Genomic DNA, 20,219 nt, shown 5'->3' with positions numbered 1-20,219 from the left:
ATCGGGCCGGATAGGATATCCGGTCCGATGATCTAGGCGTGTCCGGCCTTCAGCGCCTGGTCGAGGTCGTTGTAGAGGTCTTCGACATCCTCGATGCCGGTCGAGAGGCGCAGCAGATCGACCGGGCAGGGCGAGCCTGGGCCCTCGATTGAGGCGCGATGCTCGATCAGGCTCTCGACGCCGCCAAGCGAGGTGGCGCGCTTGTAGAGTTCGACATGGGCCGCCGCCTTGACCGCCGCCCTCTCACCGCCGGTGACCTGGATCGAGAGCATGTAGCCAAAGCCGTGCTGCATCTGGCGCGCCGCGATATCATGGCCCGGATGCTGCGGCAGGCCAGGATAGAGTACGCGTGCCACGAGCGGGTGGGCGGAAAGCTTCTGGGCCAGCGCCATGGCAGAGGCCGTCTGGCGTTCCTGGCGGACGTGCAAGGTGCGCATGCCGCGCATCAGCAGATAGGCCTCGAAGGGGCCCAGAATGCCGCCCTGCATCTTGCGGACGGTTTTCACGCGGTTCCAGAACGCGTCGTCCTCGCGGGCGCAGAGGGCGCCGGCGACGACGTCGGAATGGCCGTTCAGCACCTTGGTCGCAGCGTGCATGACAATGTCGGCGCCGAGCGTAAGCGGGCGGGTATGGACCGGGGAAGCGCAGGTCGAATCGACCGCGAGCTTCGCACCGGCCGCATGGGCGATTTCGGCTGCGGCGGCAATATCGGTGATGGTCCAGAGCGGATTTGAGGGCGTTTCGGCCCAGACCAGCTTGGTGACGCCCGGCTTCACGGCGGCTTTCAGCGCGGCGAGATCGTCGGTCTCGACGAATTCGATCTTCAGGCCCCAGCGCGTGGCTTCCGTCAGCAGCCAGGAGCGCAGCGCCCAGTACATCACCTTCGAGGCGACGACATGATCGCCGGGCGAGAGCGCCTGGAAGACAGCGGTGGCTGCCGCCATGCCCGAGCCGAAGAGCAGAGCACCTGCCTTCGCCTCTTCCAGCATGGCGAGCACGCTTTCCGCCTCGCGCACCGTCTCGTTGTCCGGGCGGCCATAGACGAAGCCGGAGGAATAGGCGTTGTCCTCGTCGCGGATATAGGTCGTGGCGATATGGATCGGCGTTACGACGCCCTTGGTGAGCGGATCGATCTTGCCCATGGCCTGGGCGGCCAGCGAACGGGGATGAAGCGGGCGCTTGGCCATGGAGCGATTCCGGAAAGGTTCCATGAGGAACGGGAATGTCCATCTGGCGCAGGCAAGGGGGGTGGCGCAAGGGGCTCGGCTTGCCGACACCGCAGACGCACCCCATGCTGAGGGCATAAGCACATTGTCGAGCAAGGCCCGAAATTCGCCGCGGCCGATTTGGGGCGATCTGTCTATCGCGGTCGTCCCTGTGGTCGCTGCATCCTTGCTGGGCAGCGCGGCAACTGTCCCGCAGATTCCAGGCTGGCATGCGGCGCTCGCCAAGCCGTGGTCATTCGCGTTCTTCGGAATGCAGAGCCCACTCGCCGGGATCCTGGTGATCCTGCCGCTACTGGCGATGATCCTGGTCACGATCACCCGGTTCAGACCACTCGATCGGCACGCGGCGAACCTGCTCCGGCCTTATGCCGCCTGGGTGTCCTTCGCGACCCTGCTGACGATCTCGATCTGGTTGCTGAACCGGTCGATTTTCGCTCGGTTCAGCCAAAGGCGACGTCGAAGAGCAGCTTGATGTTCAGGGCGATGATGATCGCTGCGATGACGAACGCGCTCGCCGTCAGCCAACGCGGTGCGACCAGTTCGCCCATCTTCTTGCGCGATGCCGTGAACATGACGAGCGGCACGATGGCGAAGGGCAATTGGAAACTGAGGATCACCTGCGAAAGGATGAGCAGCTTGCCGGTCTGGGCTTCGCCATAGACGATCGTCACGACGATGGCGGGGATGATGGCGACCAGTCGCGTCACCAGGCGACGCAGCCAGGCCGGCAGCTTGAGGTCGATGAAGCCTTCCATGACGATTTGTCCGGCCATGGTGGCGGTCACCGTCGAGTTCAGGCCGCAGCAGAGCAGCGCAATGGCGAAGAGCGATGGGGCGATCGAGGCGCCGAGCAGCGGAGCGAGCAATTCATGCGCGCGCCCGAGTTCGGAGACGGTGTTCTGACCCGTTTTGTAGAAGGTCGCGGCGGCGAGGATCAGGATCGCTGCATTGATGGTCAGCGCGAACATCAGGGCGACGGTCGAATCCAGTGTCGCGTATTTCAGCGCATCGCGCTTCTCGGGCAGGCTGCCGCCATAGGCGCGCGTCTGCACGATGCCGGAATGCAGATAGAGGTTATGCGGCATCACGGTCGCGCCGATGATGCCGAGCGCCAGGTAGAGCATGGTCGGATTGGTGATGATGTCGGTCGTCGGGGCAAAGCCGCGAATGACCTGTCCCCAATCCGGGTCTGCAAGCGCGATCTGGATCGCGAAACAGACTACGATGACGCCGAGCAGCGTGATGATGAAGGCTTCGATCCAGCGAAAACCCCTGGTCTGCAGCCAGAGGATGACGAAGACATCGAGCGCGGTGATCAGTACACCGATTTCGAGCGGGATACCGAAGAGCAGATTGAGGCCGATCGCCGTGCCGATGACCTCGGCGAGGTCGGTCGCGCAGATCGCCAGTTCCGCAAAGATCCAGAGCGGCCAGGAGGCCCAGCGCGGATAGGCGTCGCGGCAGGCCTGGGCGAGGTCCCTGCCCGTCGCGATCGCAAGCCGCGCGCAAAGCGACTGCAGGATGATCGCCATGATATTGGAGACAAGCGCGACAACCAGCAGCGTGTAGCCGAACTGCGCGCCGCCGGCGAGCGAAGTCGCCCAGTTGCCGGGATCCATGTAGCCGACGGCAACCAGATAGCCTGGGCCGAGAAATGTGAGGAACTTGCGCCAGGGAGTGGCCTTGGCCGAAACCGGGATCGATCGAAAGACGTCCATCAGCGACGGATCACCGCGCGGCCGTTGCCAGCCGGCAGGGTGCGAGGCGCCTGCGACATCCTTCGACGTGCTCACGACATCGATCGTCATTCTCGACCCCGACCTGCAAATCATTTGCAAGAGCAGGATGTCAGGTCGAGATAGACCCGTCAATGCAGCTGCAACTCGGTTGCAATAAATGCAACGACGGAAGTCCGCGACTTAGATCATCGGACCGGATATCGTACCCGGCCCGATGATCTAACCTTTTGTGTTTGCATCGGCTTTGCCCCAAAAACCGCAATCCACTTTTCGGGCCGATGCTTTAGCCAAAAGTCGGCACACTCCGGGCTGCCGAACTGGCCGGGGCGTGTGATGTCGGTGTAATCGCGATGTTCAGATCGAGCGTTCGATCACGCGCATGACGGTGGCGCGCAGTTCGGCGATGGTGAAGGGCTTCGTCATCACTTCCGAGACGATCGCCTCCAGACTCTTGGCGCGCTCACGCTGCTCGGCATAGCCCGTCATCAGCATGATGGGCAGGTCCGGAAACTCCTGCTTGGCGGCAAGCGCGAGCGCGATCCCGTCCATCAGCGGCATGCGGATATCGGTGAGCAGCAGGTCGAAACGCCCCTTCTCGGCCATGAGGATCTCCAGCGCCTCGGCGCCGTCGCCCGCCATCATGCAGACATGTCCGTCAAGCGTGAGACCGCGCGCCACCAGGGCGCGCAGGCTTTCCTCATCGTCGACGACCAGAATACGCGACATCGCTCAGATACCCGGAAGGCCAGCCTGATCGGCAGTCTCGATGACGCCGACATAGGGCAACTGCCGATAGGAGTGTGCGACATCCATGCCGTAACCGACAACGAAGTAATCGGGACAGTCGAAGCCGACATAATCGGCCTGAATGTTGACGGCACGCTTGGCCGGCTTTTCCAGGAGCACCACCGTCGAAACCCGCGATGCACCGCGGGCCGCCAGCAGGTCCTTGGCGAAGGCGAGGGTTCGGCCGGATTCGAGGATGTCGTCGACCAGCAGCACCTGGCGGCCACGAACATCGCTCTGCACGTCGCGCAGGATTTCAACCTGCCCGGAGGAGATGGTCGCAGTGCGATAGCTCGACAGATGGACAAATTCGACCTGCGGCGTCATGCCGGCGCGATGCATCGCCCGGATGAGATCGGCCACGAACATGAAACTGCCCTTGAGCACTGCGACAACCAGCAGGTCGGGCGGGTAGGCAGCAGCGATTTCGCGCGCCATTTCCTCATTCCGCTTGGCGATCGCGGCCTCTTCGTAGAGCACCCGGATGCGTTGGGGCTGAGTCATCGTCGTCAGTGTCCTTTCGGGTCTCGCCGGCTGCCGGCCGCCCGCTTGGCGCAGCGTGCTGCGCAGTCTGGTTCCAATCGCAGGTTTATACGATCGCTTGCAGCGGGATAGTGCGGCGAGGTGAAGGCGCGGGCAACCTCGACCGTTGTCTGATCAGCGTGCGCTGGCGATCCCGGCCGATTTGGCGGCCGTGAAGCGCACCAACACGGATTGCCCGGCTTCCGGGGGGGCTGCGAGCCGGGCCCGGAAGCGAACGAGTTCAGACGGTTCCAGGCTCGGGCGGGGCGGCTCCGTTGCCCAGGTATAGAGTGTCTGGCCGGCCGAATCGCGCACTGCGACCTCGATCTGCGGCACTTTGGCGACGGACTTGGTGATGTTGGTGACATCGCCCTCGACCACCAGGAAGCGGCCTTGCGCGTCCTGCACGACCCCGCTCTCGATGCCGGTCAGGCTAAGGCCGCGCACGTTCACCGGCAGACCGATCTTCTCGAAGACGACAGCGAGCTGGGGAGCCCCGCGCACCGCCATGTCGCGTTTCCAGACAAGCAGGCCGAGCACAGCAAGGCCACCGATTGCGAGCGCGGGGGCTGCCATGGCTCGCAGGCGGAGGCCCAGCGGCTGCGGAACGGCCTTTCGGCCCTTGCGTGCAGAACGGAGACCGCGCGGCCTGGCGGCAGAGGCAGCCTGCTCATCGCTGTCGGCCAGGGCTGCGCGCTCGGCTGTGAGTGCGGACACCTGTTCCTCGATCTCGGCTGCGCGGCGCAATTCTTCGTCGAGCAGGGCAGTCGTTTCCTCACTGCTCGGCGCATCGGGAAATGCGACGGGCTCGGGCTCGGCCTCGACATGCCAGCGCGTCTCGCATTTGGCGCAACGCACCTTGCGTCCGGACGGGCCAAGTTTGGCCGCATCGAGTTCATATTGGCTGGAGCAGGACGGGCAGACGATCAGCATGGTTTGGCGAATGACTCTTTCGCAATGGCACCGGTACGGGCGGCTCAAGCGCCGCTCCAGATTTCTTCCCGGGCGCAGTGCGATTCAAGCTTTCGCGTGCGGCTCGTGGAGGTCTCGCCCCATTGGGGGGATTTATGGTTAACGCCCCGTGAAGAACCTGTACTGCATGGATTGACGGTGGGCCGGCTTTCCGCCGCCGCCAGCTTGCGGTGTAGGATCGCAGGTGAGATTCGCAAGGGATGCCCGCGACTGCCGGGCTTGCTCCGAAGGGACGAGGGCTTGGTTCGGTTCGAGAATGTCGGTCTGCGTTACGGCATGGGCCCCGAGGTGTTGAAGGACATCAACTTCAGTATCGCGCCGCGCTCGTTCCAGTATCTGACCGGCCCGTCTGGCGCCGGCAAGACGACTCTTATCCGGCTCGTTCTGATGGCGCTGAAGCCGACGCGCGGGTTGGTGAACCTGTTCGGCCAGGATGTGTCACGGCTGGATGCGACGACACTCACGGCCTTTCGCCGCCGCATGGGGGTGGTGTTCCAGGATTTTCGCCTGCTCGATCACCTCACCGTCTACGAGAACGTCGCGCTGCCGCTGCGCGTGCTCGGCAAGGAGGAGACGAGCTACCGGGCCGAGGTCGTCGAGCTGCTGCGCTGGGTCGGTCTCGGCGAACGCATGCATGCGGTACCCACCATTCTCTCAGGCGGCGAGAAGCAACGCGCCGCGATCGCGCGCGCCTTGATCGGGCGGCCGGAGCTGTTGCTGGCGGACGAACCCACCGGGAATGTCGACCCGGCGCTCGGCCGGCGACTGCTGCGCCTGTTCATGGAATTGCAGTCACTCGGGACCGCAGTCGTCATCGCAACGCATGATCTCGCGCTGATGGAGCTCTATGATGCTCCACGTCTTGTCATTGCCGACGGCCATCTTCATGTCGACAGCTGACTTCGAGCAGGATGGGGAGCCGCGTGAACGCGCGCTACCGCTCAATCTCCGACGGGACCAGCCGCTGGTCCCGGTCGATTCGGCTGCCGGACGGGCCCTGGTCGCCGTGATCGCGATCCTGACCTTTCTCGCGGCCCTCAGCGCCGGCGCGGCGCTGCTCGCCGCGCATGCCTCGGAGCAGTGGCGCGGTGCTGTCGCCAATGAGATGACGATCCAGATCAGGCCGGACACACGCCGCAACATCGAGAGCGACGTCGCGCGCGCTGTCGAGATGGCACGGGCCGTTGCCGGCGTCGACGAGGTTCGCGCCGTGCCAAAGGCCGAATCGGACAAGCTGCTCGAGCCCTGGTTGGGCGCGGGACTCGATCTTGTCGAACTGCCGGTGCCGCGGCTGATCGTGTTGAAGCTGCGCAGCGGCAATTCGGCGGAAATCGCAGCGTTCAAGGAAACGCTACGGCGCGACGTCCCGACCGCGAGCCTGGACGATCACCGCCTCTGGATGCGCCGTCTCTCGACCATGGCCAACACCATCATCCTTGCCGGTGTCGTCGTCGTGCTGCTGGTCCTGACGGCCGCGGCGCTGGCCGTAGCCTTTGCGACGCGCGGAGCGATGGCCGGCAGCCGCGACAGCGTCGAGGTCTTGCATCTTGTCGGAGCTGACGATGACTTCATCGCGCGGGAATTCCAGGCGCGTTTCGTCAGGCTCGGGCTCAGGGGAGGGGCGGCTGGGGGGCTTGCTGCGATCGTGGCCATCGCCATTCTCGGCTGGCTCGCTTCCAGCTGGAGTTCGTCGCCAGGGTCAGAGCAGATTCAGGCCATGTTCGGTGCTTTCGAGATCGGCTGGTCAGGTTACGCCGCTGTGCTTCTGGTGGCGATGGTGGTGGCGGCGATATCCGGTCTCGTTTCACGGTTTACCGTGCGCCATTATTTGCGGGTGCTGGCGTAGTGAAGTCTTAATCTCTGGGGCGGAGGACGGCTTTTCGCGCCGCCCTTATGCCCGATTGCCGGTTTAGCCTGGCAAGACATGGTGATGATGGGAATCAGACACGGACAGCTGCCGGTGAAGGGGGGTGACGATGCGATGTCGCTGACCGCGGCGAGCAGGAGGAGCACCGCAGGAGTCTGGGCGCGGCGCCTGGCCATTGCCGTTGCTGCCCTGCTGACGATCGCGCTCGCCTGCGGTTTTGCCGGGTTCATTGCCAGGATCGAACAGCGCGAGCCGGCGGTCGCGCCGCGTACGGATGCGATTGTCGTCGTGACCGGCGGGGCCCAGCGTGTTGGCGATGCCATCGGCCTGCTCGGGGCCGAGCGCGGGTCTCGCTTGCTGATCAGCGGTGTCAACGAGCGCACCGGCCGCGAGGAGCTCGCGAAGCTCAACCCCTCGGCGCGCGAACTGCTCGGCTGTTGCGTCGATCTCGACTATCGGGCCCGCAACACCATCGGCAATGCCATCGAGGCACGGCGCTGGGTCCGCCGGCACGATTTCAAGTCGCTGCTGCTGGTGACCTCCAATTATCATATGCCGCGGGCGCTGGCCGAGTTCAGCCACGCGATGCCGGGCGTTCGTGTCGTGCCGCATCCGGTGGTGACCGACCATATCGATGCAGCGAGCTGGTGGCACGAATGGCGCGTCGCAAAGGTGCTCGTCCCGGAATATGTGAAATATCTGGTGGCGCGGCTGCGCAGCATGCTGGAGGACGACCCTGAAACATCGCGCCTGTCGGTGATCATCGGCGGGAGAAAGCCGGTCTCCTCCAAGCCTGCCAGCGTGCTCGGCCCCGAGAATGAAAAGCGCACGCGGCTGGGGGCGGAGGAGCGCGGCGCTTGACGTCGGCGAGCCGGCGCGCTCTTTGCGCGCCATGCTCGTGCTGCGCTCGCTCCTTTTCAATGTCCTGTTCTATCTGAACCTGATCCTGTGGCTGGTCTTTGCGGCATTGCCCGCGCTTGTCCTGCCGCGACGCTATATGCTGGCGGTCGCCCTGGGCTGGGCGCGCAGCGCGTTGTGGCTCATGCGGGTTACGGCTGGAACCCGCTACGAGATCACCGGTCTCGAGAATATTCCGCAGGGCGGCATGATGGTGGCCGCGAAACACCAGTCGTTCTGGGAAACTTTCGCACTCGTCACCATCTTCCAGGACCCTGTGTTCATCCTGAAGCGCGAACTGACCTGGATCCCGTTCTTTGGCTGGTGCCTGTGGAAGATGCGCATGATCCCGGTCGATCGCGGCGCGCGGGCACGGGCGCTCTCGCATGTGACCCGCAGTGCGAAGGTCGAGCTCGGCCAGAACGGCCGTCAGCTCCTGATCTTCCCGGAAGGAACGCGCCGTCCGGCCGGGGCGCCGCCTGCCTACAAGTTCGGCGTCGCGCATCTCTATGCCGAACTCGGCGTGCCCTGTGTGCCGGTCGCGCTCAATTCGGGGCTCTACTGGCCGCGCCGTAAGTTCCTGCGCCGGCCCGGGACGATTCGTGTCGAAATCCTGCCGCCGATCCTGCCCGGCATGTCGAAGGAAGCTTTCCAGGCCTTGCTGCAGGATCGCATCGAGACTGCGAGCGACAGGCTGCTCACTACGGGACGCGGCGAACTCGCCAAGATCGGGCACGATCCCCTCGCTTAGACGAAACCGGCAGCGCACTCTGCTCGCGCAAGGTTCGCGGTGCTTGACAGGCAGCGAAATCTGTTCTCTTTTTGTTTGGAACAAAGGAGGAACAAATGCCTGTTCTCGCCCTTAAGCTGGACGAATGGGGCGCCGAGCCTGGCACCGACGCGCGCGAAATGCCGCTGCGCAGCGCCGCGGGATTGGGCGAACGTCGCTTCACGGCCTGGCGTGGTCGATCAGGGCAGCGCTATGTCGCCTCAGTCTTTTCGGTCACGGACGATCATGCGCTCGGCTTCAGCGATGCCGTGCTGCTCGCGGTATCGGAAGACCGGCAGATCATCGCGGCGCGCGAGAGTGGTCCTTTCGGGATCGAAGCCGCGCTGACGCGCTGGCGCCGTTCGGTCGTGCTTGCAGGGGCGAGCGAGATCCATATCCATCTGCTCGCCGAAGACGGCTTGAGCCGCCGGGCCGCCCTGCTCGACCTGATGCCGCAGGTGTGAGGCTCAGAGCGGCGGGCGCGACTCCGGAAGACCGGGCGCCAGCACATGAGCAAGATGACTCAGGACCGGGTCGAAGATGCCCATCTTGCGCAGATGATCATGCGTGCGCAGGACGTAGTCGGGATTCTCGCCGGAACTTCCGCGGCCCTGGCGCACCAGTTTGAGCAACTCCTCCGCCGGCAGGCGGCCAGCATATTGCAGGTGTTTGCGGTCGGCGACATAGACCAGCGCCCGGACACGGCGGCCATCCTCGAGGCTGACGGGCAGATGGCGTTCGAGATAGACGGAGGTCGCCTGCTCGCGCTCGCGCAGATAGGCGATGGTCCCGGCGGCATGGGCGGGCGCCACCTTGAAGGCGAGCCCTCGGCAAATACCGCCCCGATCGAGCCCAAGCACCAGGCCTGGCCGTTCCGGGGTGCCGCGATGGACATGCGAGAAGACGCAGAGCGAGCGATGATAACCGTTGAGCCGGGCCGCCACGCTTTCCTCGAAGGCGAAGCCGGGGCGCCAGATCAACGAACCGTAGCCGAAGACCCAGAGATCGTCAGAAGTTGCATCCGCTGTCATCGTTATCCCACAGTTTCGCCGTCAGGAACTGCTTGACGAAGGAAGCGCCCGAATCCGCCGAGAGATTGGCGGGTCTGGCGCTTCCTGCGACCGGGAGCTAACAATCCGGCCGCTTTCGCGCAATGGATCGCTGCTGCATGACCGACCTCCCTTCCGCGCGCCGCCGAGGCCGCTTCTGGCTCTATGCGCCCTTCGCCCTGCTCGTGCTGCTGGCCGTGGCCTGGTCGGGCTTCTGGTTCTTCATCAAGGGGCGGGTGGTCGAGGGGCTTGATCGCGCTGTCGCCCGCGAGGTCCAGATGGGTCGGACATGGACATGCAGCGATCGTTCCGTCGAAGGCTTTCCCTTTCGGATCGAGGTCCGCTGCGCCGGGCTGACGCTGACCTCGTCGCGCTGGGGCGATACGGTCAAGGTCGAGACTGGCCCGGGCGTGGCGGTCGGGCAGATCTATTCGCCCGGCCTCGTCATCCTTGAGGTGAAGGGGCCGCTGCAAGCAGTCCTGCCCGAAGGCCGCAAGCTTGATCTCGGCTGGAGCCAGCTCGAGGCCAGCCTGGCGCTGAAGGAGCGCGAGCCCGAGCGTTTCTCCATGGTGCTGGTCGAGCCGAATGCGACATTGACCGCGCCCGGCGCGGGCAATGAAACCTGGCGCGCCAATCAGCTGGAAGTGCATCTGCGCCGTAATCCGACGCGTTTTGCGGCCGAGCAGGTGGCAGATCTTGCGCTGACTGCGAAGGGTTCGGTGCTGCCCGCGCTCGATGCTCTGCTCGGAACCACCGAACCTGGTGATATCGAGATGCAGGCGAGCCTGACGCAATCGCTGGCGTTCAAGGCCGGGTTCAATCCCGATGCGCTCGAAGCCTGGCGCCATACCGGCGGGCAGCTCGAACTGACCCGGCTGCTGACGACAAAGGGGCCCGCTCGGCTCGAGGCCAGCGGGCGTCTGCTGCTTGACCAGACGCATCGCATGTCCGGTCAGATCGATGCCGCGGTCGCGGGCATCGATCGGATTGGCGGCATGAAGGTCGGTGGTCTCGCCGCCGGGCTTGGCGGGCTGCTTGGTGGCAAGCCGAGCGGCGGCGCACCCGGGTTGACGCCTCTGCCGCCGGTCGTCCTGCGCGAGGGGCGGGTCTATCTCGGGCCGTTCCGGCTGCCCCTGCAGCCTTTGGCCCCGCTCTACTGAACAGAAAAGGGGGCGTCACCGCCCCCTCTTCGTATTGTGCTGCCTAAGGTTTCAGGGTTCAGTTCGCGGGCAAGGCAGCCCGCGGCGCTTCGATCCTGGTCAAGGCCTTCTTGACGGCCTCCTGCACCTTTTCAAAGGCGCGGACCTCGATCTGCCGGACGCGTTCGCGCGAGACCCCGAACTCTTCGGAGAGTTGTTCGAGCGTGATCGGGTCATCGGCCAGCCGGCGCGCCTCGAAGATCCGGCGTTCGCGCGGATTGAGCACGGTCAGCGCTTCGCGAAGCGCCTGGTGGCGGTTATCGCTTTCCTCGGAGTCGGCCAAGCGGCGTTCCTGGCTCTCGCTGTCGTCGACGAGCCAGTCCTGCCATTCGCCCTCGCCATCCTCGCGCAACGGCGTGTTCAGCGACGCATCGCCGCCGAGACGGCGGTTCATGTCGATGACGTCCTGCTCGTTGACGCCGAGCTTGGTCGCGATGGTCTTGACCTGATCCGGCTTGAGGTCGCCCTCGCCAAGCGCCGAGATCTTGCTCTTCGCCTTGCGCAGGTTGAAGAACAGCTTCTTCTGATTGGCGGTGGTCCCCATCTTCACCAGCGACCAGGAGCGCAGGATGTATTCCTGGATCGAGGCCTTGATCCACCACATGGCGTAGGTGGCAAGACGGAAGCCCTTGTCGGGCTCGAAGCGCTTGACCGCCTGCATCAGGCCGACATTGCCTTCAGACACGACTTCGCCGATCGGCAGGCCGTAGCCGCGATAGCCCATGGCGATCTTGGCCACCAGCCGCAGATGCGAGGTGACGAGCTTATGCGCCGCATCGCGGTCGCCATGCTCGCGCCAGCTCTTGGCGAGCATGTATTCCTCGCTCGGCTCCAGCATCGGGAACTTGCGAATTTCTTCGAGATAACGTGAAAGTCCGCCCTCCGCGGACATGACGGGCAGCGATGCAATCGCCATGCTCGTTCTCCTTTCCTGGCTCCCGCTTCGCGGCAAGCCAACCGCGCGAACGACCCTCGCGCAGGTTTTGGATGATGTGCCTGAACCAACGCGCGAACCATGTGACGGTTCGCCGGACCCGGCCCCATGCGGCGCCCCTTAAGCCATCCGCATCCAACTCCCATTATATGCCAATGGAGCTTGGCGGAAAGTAGGCGAAGTGGCCAGATTAGCTCACAGGGCCGCGAGTTCCGCTTGCAGATTTGCAAAATCGACCGGCGGAGGAGCCTCGAAATACATTTCCTCGTCCGTCACGGGATGGGCAAAGCCGAGCACCGTCGCATGCAACGCCTGCCGGCCGAGGGCCGCCAGCGCATTGCGCGCGCCGTCGGGAAGGCGACTTGCCTTGGTCATGTAGCCGGAGCCGTAGAGCTGGTCGCCCAGCAAGGGGTGGCCGAGATGGCTCATATGGACGCGAATTTGATGCGTGCGCCCGGTTTCCAGCCTGCACTCGATCAGGCTGGCCAGCGCTTCGGTTTCCTCATGCCCGCGAAGCAGCGGCGGATAGCGCTCCAGAACCGTGAAGTGGGTGATTGCCTCGCGGCCGCGGCCTTCGGCAACGACCGCCATCTTCTCGCGGTTGCGGTTCGAACGTTCGAGTGCGGCCTCGATCGTGCCATGCGGCCGGCGCGGCGTGCCCCAGACCAGCGCGAGGTAGGCGCGCTCCAGCGGTCCTGTGCGGCCGTGGTCGGCAAACTGCTTGGCAAGCCCCTGATGCGCCTTGTCGGTCTTGGCCACCACGAGAAGTCCACTGGTGTCCTTGTCGAGCCGATGCACGATGCCGGGCCGCCTGACACCGCCAATGCCGGAGAGGCTGTCACCGCAATGGGCGATCAGCGCATTGACCAGCGTGCCGTCCGCATGTCCTCCCGCGGGATGGACGACAAGCCCGGCGGGCTTGTTGATCACGATCAGGGCATCATCCTCGTAGACCACCTCGAGCGGAATTGACTGACCCACGGGCGCCGCAGGCTTGGCTGCGGGCATGACCAGCGTCAGGACGTCTCCGGCGGCCACCTTCCGGCTCGGATCGCCTGCAACGGTGCCGTTGAGGCTCACGCCGCCCTCTCGGATGACCTGCTGCAGGCGGGCGCGCGAGATTTCGCCGGCAAGCATGGCGAGCGCCTTGTCGAGGCGCGTTCCTGCCTGTTCCGGGGCGACATGCAGGCTGACGCCCTCAGCGTTGTCCGGGGAGGCCGAGATTGGGGCAGTCGGTTCGGTGTTCATGAGACCGCTATAAGGGGCGGGAGGGAGGCCCGCACCCCTTTTCGCGCGATCACCCATGCGGAAGCGGCGCGTCCCTCGGCCGGCTCGCGCGTCGATCAGCCGAAGAGGCGAAATTTTGCCTTGGCGGCCGCGGCTGGTTGAGCGTCCTCTGGGCCGGGGTCGTCCGGTGCGTGCGATACCGGGAAGATCACCGGGGACGGACGATGATCGCGGATCGAGGCTGCCGCGGCGGGAGCCGCTGTCGCCTCGATCACCGGAGTTGGGAGCTTGGCGGCGGGGGCCGGTTCAACTTTCGCGACAGGCTCCGTTGCCGGCTTCTCGTCCACTGCAGGCTTTTCGTCCATCGCAGGCTTGGCGGGCTCGGCCTTCGCAGGCTCGGTTTCGACGAGCGTTGCCTGCTCGACCACCGGCCTGGCGGCCTCGACAGGTGCTACCATCTCGGCACGCCCTTCCAGCAGCGGTGCGGAATCATCGAGATCGGCCAGCACGTCGTCGATCGCGGACGCCTGGCTGCCGAGTGTTGCCGGAGGAACGGTCCAGACGAAGGCGTCAAGCCGCCCCGAGATCGGTGAGACGGGCAGCCACTGGTCAGAGACCAGCCCGTCCGCGACCCAGGCCGCGTCACGCGGCGCACGCGTGGCGCGCGAGAGCCATTCGCGAACCCGACCGGCCGAACCATGCTCGGCCTCTTCGAGTTCGGCCATCAGCAGGCAGACGCGGACGGAAGCGCCGCCGGCCAGCAATGGCTTCAGCGTCTGGCGGGCCTTGGCGAAATCACGGGCATGGATCGCCGCGCCGGCGAGAGCCAGCACGCCCTCCGGGTCGGCCGGGCGCAGCTTCACGAGTGTTTCGGCCCGCGCGAGGCGATCCCGCGCACTGTCGCCGGGGCGCACATCGAGATAAGCGGCGGCGATGTCGGGATGCGAGACCTCGCGCCAGGCAGCCTCCAGCAGCTTGGCGGCCTTGCGGATATCGCCGCGCTCGGCGAGCATGCGCCCTGCAAGGGCGGCTGCAGGCGTGAGGCCTGGAGCGAGTTTTGTCGCTTCCAGGGCGGTGGCCAAAGCCTTTTCCGGTTCGCTGCCTTTCGCGTCGAGGGCTTCCGCCGCCAGCAACACGGCGCGTTGGCGCCTGGCGTCCGCCTTCTCGGCCAGGCGCAGGGCGGCGCGGCGTTCGACGGCCGTGCGCGCTGCCTGCCAATCTCCGGCGCTGGTGTGGAAATCGAGCAGCGCGTCATTGGCCCAGGCGAGCGAGGGGGAACGCCGCACGGCGTCGTCGGCAAAGGCGCGTGCAGCCGCCATGTCGCCACGGCGGCGGGCCTCGACGAAGAGGCCGCGCAAGCCGAGCACCCGTGTTTCCGGCTTGTCGAGCATGGCCTTGAAGGCGGCTTCCGCCCGGCCCCGGTCGCCCGAGAGCTGGGCTGTCTGTGCTTCCAGCAGCAGGGTCAGCGGTTCGTTGCCGGAAAGCTTGCGGGCGTCGACGGCATAGCGGCCGGCGGCCACCGGATCACCCGCACCGATCGCGACCATGCCCCGGGAGACGGCCTCGAAGCCGCGTGCCCGACGTCGCGCGCGCGAGGCGAAGCTGAAGGCGGAGGGCAGGCCGAGAACGAAGCGCACTGCGGCCCACGCGAGCATGGCGAGGAATGCCAGGATAATGACGCCGATCGCCGCGATCGCGACGCTCGTCTCGATGCGGTAGCCCTGCCAGAGGACCGAGACCTCGCCGGGGCGGTCGGCCAGCCAGACGGCACCAGCCGCGAGACAGGCGATGACGAAGAGATAGAGCAGCACGCGAACCATTGAACGCTATCCTCCGTCAGCCACCCGCGCCGAGCGCGGCAACCGCATCCTGTGCAATCCTGCCGATCGCGGCTTCCGCGGCAGCGCGCTTCTGCAAGCCGGCACCGAACTCGGCACTGTCCCGCCGCGCCGGCTCGGGCAGTTGAGCCCAGAGGCCGGCGGCCTTGCCGAACTCGCTATGCGCAAGCGCGTTCTCGAGGCGGATCACCAGCGTCGCAGGATCGTTCGCGCCGCTATCTCCGACCGGGCGGATGGTGACGACCTTGCTGGCGAGCCCGAGAAGGCGGTCCTGCCAGTCCTTGGCGGCAGGCGTCATTTCTCGGTCGAACATGGCGCGATGTAGCCGGAACTGCGCCAGCAGCGCATCCTGCGTCGGGGCGCCGGTGGTGGCTACGGCGGAGAGGGCGGCCAGCTGTTCGGCCGAACCGCCGCCCTTGCCGAGCGCTGCGATATCGGCTGTGAAAGGCCTGCCGGCAGAAAGCGCGCCCTGGATGCGTTCAGCCAGCACGATGCGCGCCGCGGCGAATGCCTGGGGGCTCGGTGAGGCGGCGGACTTGGCCAGCGTTTCGACAGTGCCGAGGCGTTGCGTCAGCCCGGCGATGGCCGAACTGTTCTCGACCGTGGCCGGGACGGGCGCGTTTGCGAGTTCTGCCAGCCGTGCTGTGGCGGTCTTTGCTTCCGCGACGGCATTGGTGGCGGCCTCCGATGTTGCGCTGACCCGCCGATCGAGCGCCTCCAGCGCCGCGCGCTGAGGCAGGCTTGTGACCGCGCCTTGCAGACTGGTCGTCGTGCGCTGCAGGGTCTCGATGCGCCCCTTCAACTCGGCGATCTGCTGTTCGCTGGTATCGGGCGTCGAGCGGGAATCGACCAGCATCATGAGACCCGCCCCAAGGACGCCGCCGATCAGGCCGGTCGCGGCCAATGCAGCCCATGGCAGCCGGGAAGGGGGAGACGGCTGGCCCACAACGGGCGGCGCAGAATCGGATGGAGGCAAGCCAATCGGCTCAGGCGCCGGTGGCGCGCTCTCGTGCGTGAACTCACCCGACTGCGTGGCTGCGGGGGGCACCTGGTCAGTCTCCGATGAGGCGACTTCGGGTGCGGCCGTCGCGGCCTCCTCGGCCTTGCCGTCGATGGTCGGGGGAGTTCGCCGGTGGCGTCCGCGCGGCGTGGATGTCTGCGGCTCGCTCATCGCGTCCTTGTCCGTCTCGACGCCGGCCGGCGCGGTCACGGCCTGTCTAACATCCTCGGCGCGACGATTGCGAGCGGTCACTTGATCGAGGGCGGCCAGCAGGGCCGCTTCCTCGGGGTATTCCGCAACCAGGACCGTGCTGGCGCCTGCTGCGATCAAGGGAGCCGCAACCTCCGCCGAAAGCGTGACATGTGTCAGTTCGAGCGCCTGTTCACTGAGAGCGGAGGCGCGTGTCAGGGCGAGGAAGGTCTGGGCGCCCCGTGGTGAATAGTGAAGCGCGGCTTCGGCGCGCCCATCGCGCAGGCTGGCTGCTGCCGCTTCAGGCAGGCTGGGCTTGGCCTCGGCCGCATAGGCCGTCCAGCTCGCGATCTCGTAGCCGGCCTTGCCCAGGCGCTCCGCGACGTCGTCATGACGGTCCCGGCCAGCGACCAGAAGCAGCCGTGCTGGCATGGCGATGTTGCGCTGGATCAGAGCGATCAGGTCGTTGCGGTCGCCATCGGCACTGCGCGCATCCTCAAAACCCGCGTCGCGCATCTTCGCGGCCGTCCGCGCTCCGACGGTGAAAACCGGCAGGTCCCGCCAGGCGGCCGGCGCATCGGCGAGTGCCGGCACAGCATTGCCGCTGGTCAGGATCAGCGCGGCGAATGTACCCTTGGGTACGGGCTCGGAGAGGCGGACCACGTCGAAGAGCGGCGCCACGATCGGCTCATGGCCATGGGCGGTGAGCGCGCGGGCGCTGCGTTCGGCATCCGCCTGCGGTCTGAACACGAATACGCGCATGCGCCCTCCTGTCGCGTCGTTGGCGTTCATGGAGCGCCCGGCCTCATGAGTAGATTCCCGCCGGAGCCCTGGCGCGCAGGGCGCGTCCGAGTTCGGCACCACGTTCCGCGGCCTCGCTGACGGGACCGCTGCAGCTATCCTCGGCCACCGCCGTGCCGTCGGGAGAAAGCAGCAGCCCGCGCAAATGGAAGCTGTCGCCCTCGACCGTGGCATGGCCGGCGATCGGTGTCCGGCAGGAACCATCGAGCTCGGTCAGGAAGGCGCGTTCGGCGGCGAGTGCGATGCCGGTGTCACGGCAGAGGATCGGCTGGACAGCCTCCAAGCTTGCCGTGTCCCCGGTGCGAACCGCAACTGCGATCGCACCCTGGCCGACGGCCGGAAGCGATTCCTCGATGGAAAGGATGCCGCTCGCCTTGTCGGCGAGCCCGAGCCGCTTCAGCCCGGCGATGGCGAGCAGGGTGGCGTCGATCTCGCCCTTCGCCACCTTCTCCAGCCGCCTTGCGACATTGCCGCGCAGCAGGACGATCTCGAGATCGGGCCGGATGCGCCTCAAGATGGCCTGGCGGCGCAGCGAGGCCGAACCGACGACAGCGCCTTGCGGCAGGTCGGCAACGCGGGAAATGCCGCGCGCGATCAACGCGTCGCGCACATCCTCGCGGGGGAGATAGCCAGCGATGGTGAGGCCGTCGGGCAATTTTGTAGGAAGATCCTTGGCGGAGTGGACAGCGTAGTCGATCCGGCCCTCGATCTGAGCCTGGTCGATCTCCTTGGTGAACAGACCCTTTCCACCGGCCTCCGAGAGGGGACGGTCGCGAATGGAGTCGCCCGTCGTGACGATGATTTCGAGCGGCAGCTCTTCTCGTGCCCAGCCATGAGCCTCGGCGAGGCGGCCCGCGAACTCATTGGCCTGCGCCAATGCCAGGGGGCTGCCGCGCGTGCCAATGACAAAGCGGCCGACCTGGCGTCCGCGAACCGAAGCTACGATCTCGTTCATTCTGTTTGCGTCTTCCTGATGCCGGCGGCTGGCCGGCGAACTCCACGGCCTCTTGGCCTTATGCTCCATGGCGCACTATACGAGGGAATCCCCGGCGCGAAACCGTCGGAGCTCCGCCCGCCTTCCCCTTGTGGCCCGTTCGGGCCGAAACCTGTCCGAGATTTGTCGATCGATCATGCGCGTTCTGGGGATAGAGACGACTTGTGACGAGACCGCGGCTGCAATCGTGGGCGTTGATCGCGCCGGCGAAGCCAAAATCCTGTCCAACGAGATCCTGAGTCAGATCGCCGCACATGCGGCCTATGGCGGCGTGGTGCCGGAGATCGCGGCGCGTGCGCATGTCGAGGCCATCGATCGGATCGTCGCTCGCGCCTTCGCGAATGCCGGACTCAAGCCCTCCGAGATCGACGCTGTCGCCGCGGCTGCCGGGCCGGGTCTGGTCGGCGGTGTCATGGTCGGGCTGACCACGGCGAAGGCGATCGCGCTGGTGACCGGCCGCCCCTTCATTGCGGTGAACCATCTCGAAGCTCATGCGCTGACGGCGCGGCTAACCGACGGCGTCGCCTTTCCCTATCTGCTGCTTCTGGTCTCGGGCGGACACACGCAGCTCCTGGCAGTGCGCGGTGTCGGCGATTATCTGCGCCTCGGAGGCACCATCGACGACGCGGTCGGCGAGGCTTTCGACAAGATTGCGAAGATGCTCGGCTTGGCCTATCCGGGCGGCCCCTCCGTCGAGCGAGAGGCCGAAAAGGGCGATCCCGAACGCTTCGAATTTCCACGGCCCATGGCTGGGCGGCCCAAGCCCGATTTTTCGCTTTCCGGCCTCAAGACCGCGGTCAGGCTGGTGGCGGAACGCATTGCGCCGCTTTCGGACCGCGACGTCGCTGACCTCTGTGCCTCCTTCCAGGCAGCGGTCGTCGACGTGCTCGTCGACCGCACGCGGGCGGGCCTGCGCGCCTGCCGTGGCGCCGGGATCATGCCCACGACCTTGGTGGTCGCCGGTGGCGTTGCCGCCAACCAGCCCATCCGCCGCGGGCTGACCCGCTTTGCGACCGAGGCCGGCCTGCCGATGGTTGCACCACCGGTTGCGCTTTGCGGGGACAATGGCGCGATGATCGCTTGGGCCGGGCTCGAGAGGCTGAGGCTCGGGCTTGTCGACGACATGAGCGCTGTTGCCCGGCCACGCTGGCCGCTGGACGAAATCAAGGTCCAGGCGTGATCCGTGAGCGACGCGAGCGGGCCGACATGAGCAAGGCCATCGAGACGATCGGCGTCGTAGGCGGCGGCTCCTTCGGTGCCGCACTGGCTCTGGCCGCGGCGCGGGCCGGGCGAAGCGTGCTGCTCTGGGCGCGCGATCCCGAGGCCATTGCAGCCATGCGCGAGCGTCGCGAGGTGCCGCGCCTGCCGGGCGCGACGCTGCCCGCCGCCGTATCGCCCGTGACCGACCTTGCCGCGCTTGCCGAGGCACAGGCGCTGATCCTCGCCGTTCCGACCCAGGCGCTGCGACAGGTCTGCACCGCGCTCGCGCAAGCTTTGCCCGATGGCGTGCCGACGATCTCCGCGGCCAAGGGCATCGAGCAGAAGAGCGGGTTGTTCACGACGCAAATCATCGCCGAGCTTTGGCCCGGCGCGGTCCCGGCCATCCTGTCCGGTCCGAGCTTTGCCGCCGACATCGCACGCGGGTTGCCCACCGCTCTGACACTGGCAGCGCGCGAGGCGGATCTGGCGCAGGATCTGGCCGAGGCTCTGAGTTCTGCATCCTTTCGCATCTATCATGGCGTCGACATCCGTGGCGTCGAGATCGGCGGAGCCGCGAAGAACGTGCTGGCCATCGCAGCGGGGATCGCGATCGGGCTTGGCTATGGCGAGAGCGCCCGTGCCGCGCTGGTGGCGCGCGGCTTTGCCGAGCTCAGGCGCTTCGGCGAGGCTTATGGCGCGCAATCCGAAACGTTGATGGGGCTTTCGGGGCTGGGCGATGTCGTGCTCTCCTGCGCTTCGGCGCAGTCACGCAATTTCGCCTATGGATTGGCGCTCGGCCAGGGCAAGACGCCGGCCGAGGCCGCCGTGGGCAAGCTGGCTGAGGGCGCCTTCACGACGTCCATCCTGGCGGAGATGGCGCAGGCACGCGGCATCGAGACTCCCATTGCCGAGGCCGTCGCGGCGATTATCGCCGAGCGCATCGGCGTCCGCGAAGCGGTCACGGGGTTGCTGGCGCGGCCGGTCCGGGCGGAGAATTAGGGAGCAAGACC

Annotated in this window: 20 protein-coding genes; 9 read left to right on the top strand and 11 right to left on the bottom strand. The window is 66.3% G+C overall.

All coding sequences use genetic code 11. The annotated features are described in order from the left end of the window. Positions 1-32: 32 nt before the first annotated feature. Positions 33-1,187, bottom strand: a complete 1,155-nt coding sequence (locus FG93_RS09375; RefSeq protein WP_043233883.1) for a PLP-dependent aspartate aminotransferase family protein — start codon at positions 1,185-1,187, stop codon at positions 33-35. Here FG93_RS09375 and FG93_RS31140 point away from each other — a divergent pair. Next, positions 1,186-1,698: a TspO/MBR family protein gene (locus FG93_RS31140; protein WP_244448545.1), complete on the top strand. Its 513-nt coding sequence runs from the start codon at positions 1,186-1,188 to the stop codon at positions 1,696-1,698. The genes FG93_RS09375 and FG93_RS31140 overlap by 2 nt on opposite strands. On the opposite strand, the gene FG93_RS09365 is transcribed toward FG93_RS31140, so the two are convergent. The 4 genes from FG93_RS09365 to FG93_RS31135 all read right to left on the bottom strand — a co-directional run bounded on the left by FG93_RS09365 (position 1,667) and on the right by FG93_RS31135 (position 5,206). Beyond that, positions 1,667-3,034 (bottom strand): Nramp family divalent metal transporter, encoded by a 1,368-nt coding sequence (locus FG93_RS09365; RefSeq protein ID WP_043233881.1) that lies wholly within the window; start codon positions 3,032-3,034, stop codon positions 1,667-1,669. The genes FG93_RS31140 and FG93_RS09365 overlap by 32 nt on opposite strands. Positions 3,035-3,319: 285 nt before the next feature. Next, positions 3,320-3,691, bottom strand: a complete 372-nt coding sequence (locus FG93_RS09360; RefSeq protein ID WP_043233880.1) for a response regulator — start codon at positions 3,689-3,691, stop codon at positions 3,320-3,322. A gap of 3 nt (positions 3,692-3,694) precedes the next feature. Further along, positions 3,695-4,255, bottom strand: coding sequence for a hypoxanthine phosphoribosyltransferase (gene hpt, locus FG93_RS09355; protein ID WP_043233878.1), 561 nt, complete (start codon positions 4,253-4,255; stop codon positions 3,695-3,697). A 153-nt stretch (positions 4,256-4,408) separates the two neighbouring features. Further along, positions 4,409-5,206: a zinc-ribbon domain-containing protein gene (locus FG93_RS31135; RefSeq protein WP_052513547.1), complete on the bottom strand. Its 798-nt coding sequence runs from the start codon at positions 5,204-5,206 to the stop codon at positions 4,409-4,411. A gap of 279 nt (positions 5,207-5,485) precedes the next feature. On the opposite strand from FG93_RS31135, the gene ftsE reads away from it, so the two are divergent. From ftsE to FG93_RS09325, 5 genes are all read left to right on the top strand, one after another. Beyond that, positions 5,486-6,145, top strand: a complete 660-nt coding sequence (gene ftsE, locus FG93_RS09345) for a cell division ATP-binding protein FtsE (protein ID WP_274533614.1) — start codon at positions 5,486-5,488, stop codon at positions 6,143-6,145. Further along, positions 6,132-7,091 (top strand): ABC transporter permease, encoded by a 960-nt coding sequence (locus FG93_RS09340; protein ID WP_043233877.1) that lies wholly within the window; start codon positions 6,132-6,134, stop codon positions 7,089-7,091. Before ftsE ends, FG93_RS09340 begins: the two co-directional genes overlap by 14 nt. A gap of 84 nt (positions 7,092-7,175) precedes the next feature. Beyond that, positions 7,176-7,973, top strand: a complete 798-nt coding sequence (locus FG93_RS09335; RefSeq protein ID WP_244448544.1) for a YdcF family protein — start codon at positions 7,176-7,178, stop codon at positions 7,971-7,973. Next, on the top strand, positions 7,930-8,760 hold the full coding sequence (locus FG93_RS09330; RefSeq protein ID WP_244448543.1) for a 1-acyl-sn-glycerol-3-phosphate acyltransferase: 831 nt from the start codon (positions 7,930-7,932) through the stop codon (positions 8,758-8,760). Before FG93_RS09335 ends, FG93_RS09330 begins: the two co-directional genes overlap by 44 nt. Before the next feature lie 95 nt (positions 8,761-8,855). Continuing rightward, positions 8,856-9,242: a hypothetical protein gene (locus FG93_RS09325; RefSeq protein ID WP_043233876.1), complete on the top strand. Its 387-nt coding sequence runs from the start codon at positions 8,856-8,858 to the stop codon at positions 9,240-9,242. Positions 9,243-9,245: 3 nt separating this feature from the next. Here FG93_RS09325 and FG93_RS09320 read toward each other — a convergent pair whose 3' ends face one another. Beyond that, a complete protein-coding gene (locus tag FG93_RS09320; RefSeq protein ID WP_043233874.1) occupies positions 9,246-9,809 on the bottom strand; it encodes a gamma-glutamylcyclotransferase in 564 nt (187 codons plus the stop codon). Between the two features lie 137 nt (positions 9,810-9,946). On the opposite strand from FG93_RS09320, the gene FG93_RS09315 reads away from it, so the two are divergent. After that, positions 9,947-10,987 (top strand): DUF2125 domain-containing protein, encoded by a 1,041-nt coding sequence (locus FG93_RS09315; protein WP_161783798.1) that lies wholly within the window; start codon positions 9,947-9,949, stop codon positions 10,985-10,987. Positions 10,988-11,045: 58 nt separating this feature from the next. Here FG93_RS09315 and rpoH read toward each other — a convergent pair whose 3' ends face one another. From rpoH to hemC, 5 genes are all read right to left on the bottom strand, one after another. Beyond that, complete coding sequence (rpoH, locus tag FG93_RS09310; RefSeq protein ID WP_043233872.1) at positions 11,046-11,942, bottom strand: RNA polymerase sigma factor RpoH; 897 nt, start codon at positions 11,940-11,942, stop codon at positions 11,046-11,048. A 213-nt stretch (positions 11,943-12,155) separates the two neighbouring features. Beyond that, positions 12,156-13,208 (bottom strand): RluA family pseudouridine synthase, encoded by a 1,053-nt coding sequence (locus FG93_RS09305; protein ID WP_081881409.1) that lies wholly within the window; start codon positions 13,206-13,208, stop codon positions 12,156-12,158. A gap of 95 nt (positions 13,209-13,303) precedes the next feature. Then, the gene (locus FG93_RS09300; RefSeq protein WP_052513546.1) at positions 13,304-15,007 is read right to left on the bottom strand and encodes a heme biosynthesis protein HemY; all 1,704 of its coding nucleotides are present in this window, start codon (positions 15,005-15,007) and stop codon (positions 13,304-13,306) included. A 16-nt stretch (positions 15,008-15,023) separates the two neighbouring features. Beyond that, positions 15,024-16,976, bottom strand: coding sequence for a uroporphyrinogen-III synthase (locus FG93_RS31130; RefSeq protein ID WP_161783797.1), 1,953 nt, complete (start codon positions 16,974-16,976; stop codon positions 15,024-15,026). A 43-nt stretch (positions 16,977-17,019) separates the two neighbouring features. Next, on the bottom strand, positions 17,020-17,970 hold the full coding sequence (gene hemC / locus FG93_RS09290; RefSeq protein ID WP_052513544.1) for a hydroxymethylbilane synthase: 951 nt from the start codon (positions 17,968-17,970) through the stop codon (positions 17,020-17,022). A gap of 175 nt (positions 17,971-18,145) precedes the next feature. Here hemC and tsaD point away from each other — a divergent pair, with 175 nt between their 5' ends. Both tsaD and FG93_RS09280 read left to right on the top strand, forming a co-directional pair. Continuing rightward, on the top strand, positions 18,146-19,189 hold the full coding sequence (gene tsaD, locus FG93_RS09285) for a tRNA (adenosine(37)-N6)-threonylcarbamoyltransferase complex transferase subunit TsaD (protein WP_043233870.1): 1,044 nt from the start codon (positions 18,146-18,148) through the stop codon (positions 19,187-19,189). A 26-nt stretch (positions 19,190-19,215) separates the two neighbouring features. Beyond that, positions 19,216-20,208: an NAD(P)H-dependent glycerol-3-phosphate dehydrogenase gene (locus tag FG93_RS09280; protein ID WP_043233869.1), complete on the top strand. Its 993-nt coding sequence runs from the start codon at positions 19,216-19,218 to the stop codon at positions 20,206-20,208. Positions 20,209-20,219 lie beyond the last annotated feature (11 nt).

Origin of the sequence: Allobosea sp. LC85, from assembly GCF_000735605.1 — a bacterium.
Lineage (GTDB): Bacteria > Pseudomonadota > Alphaproteobacteria > Rhizobiales > Beijerinckiaceae > Allobosea.
This window is presented reverse-complemented; position numbering and strand designations above follow the sequence as displayed.

What these genes read in the sequence shown, in the direction of transcription:
- FG93_RS31140 (WP_244448545.1), top strand. Translation starts at nt 1,186, where the DNA reads ATGGAGCGATTCCGGAAAGGTTCCATGAGGAACGGGAATGTCCATCTG.
- FG93_RS09375 (WP_043233883.1), bottom strand. Translation starts at nt 1,187, where the DNA reads ATGGCCAAGCGCCCGCTTCATCCCCGTTCGCTGGCCGCCCAGGCCATG.
- FG93_RS09365 (WP_043233881.1), bottom strand. Translation starts at nt 3,034, where the DNA reads ATGACGATCGATGTCGTGAGCACGTCGAAGGATGTCGCAGGCGCCTCG.
- FG93_RS09360 (WP_043233880.1), bottom strand. Translation starts at nt 3,691, where the DNA reads ATGTCGCGTATTCTGGTCGTCGACGATGAGGAAAGCCTGCGCGCCCTG.
- hpt (WP_043233878.1), bottom strand. Translation starts at nt 4,255, where the DNA reads ATGACTCAGCCCCAACGCATCCGGGTGCTCTACGAAGAGGCCGCGATC.
- FG93_RS31135 (WP_052513547.1), bottom strand. Translation starts at nt 5,206, where the DNA reads ATGCTGATCGTCTGCCCGTCCTGCTCCAGCCAATATGAACTCGATGCG.
- FG93_RS09340 (WP_043233877.1), top strand. Translation starts at nt 6,132, where the DNA reads ATGTCGACAGCTGACTTCGAGCAGGATGGGGAGCCGCGTGAACGCGCG.
- FG93_RS09335 (WP_244448544.1), top strand. Translation starts at nt 7,176, where the DNA reads ATGATGGGAATCAGACACGGACAGCTGCCGGTGAAGGGGGGTGACGAT.
- FG93_RS09330 (WP_244448543.1), top strand. Translation starts at nt 7,930, where the DNA reads ATGAAAAGCGCACGCGGCTGGGGGCGGAGGAGCGCGGCGCTTGACGTC.
- FG93_RS09325 (WP_043233876.1), top strand. Translation starts at nt 8,856, where the DNA reads ATGCCTGTTCTCGCCCTTAAGCTGGACGAATGGGGCGCCGAGCCTGGC.
- FG93_RS09320 (WP_043233874.1), bottom strand. Translation starts at nt 9,809, where the DNA reads ATGACAGCGGATGCAACTTCTGACGATCTCTGGGTCTTCGGCTACGGT.
- FG93_RS09315 (WP_161783798.1), top strand. Translation starts at nt 9,947, where the DNA reads ATGACCGACCTCCCTTCCGCGCGCCGCCGAGGCCGCTTCTGGCTCTAT.
- rpoH (WP_043233872.1), bottom strand. Translation starts at nt 11,942, where the DNA reads ATGGCGATTGCATCGCTGCCCGTCATGTCCGCGGAGGGCGGACTTTCA.
- FG93_RS09305 (WP_081881409.1), bottom strand. Translation starts at nt 13,208, where the DNA reads ATGAACACCGAACCGACTGCCCCAATCTCGGCCTCCCCGGACAACGCT.
- FG93_RS09300 (WP_052513546.1), bottom strand. Translation starts at nt 15,007, where the DNA reads ATGGTTCGCGTGCTGCTCTATCTCTTCGTCATCGCCTGTCTCGCGGCT.
- FG93_RS31130 (WP_161783797.1), bottom strand. Translation starts at nt 16,976, where the DNA reads ATGCGCGTATTCGTGTTCAGACCGCAGGCGGATGCCGAACGCAGCGCC.
- hemC (WP_052513544.1), bottom strand. Translation starts at nt 17,970, where the DNA reads ATGAACGAGATCGTAGCTTCGGTTCGCGGACGCCAGGTCGGCCGCTTT.
- tsaD (WP_043233870.1), top strand. Translation starts at nt 18,146, where the DNA reads ATGCGCGTTCTGGGGATAGAGACGACTTGTGACGAGACCGCGGCTGCA.
- FG93_RS09280 (WP_043233869.1), top strand. Translation starts at nt 19,216, where the DNA reads ATGAGCAAGGCCATCGAGACGATCGGCGTCGTAGGCGGCGGCTCCTTC.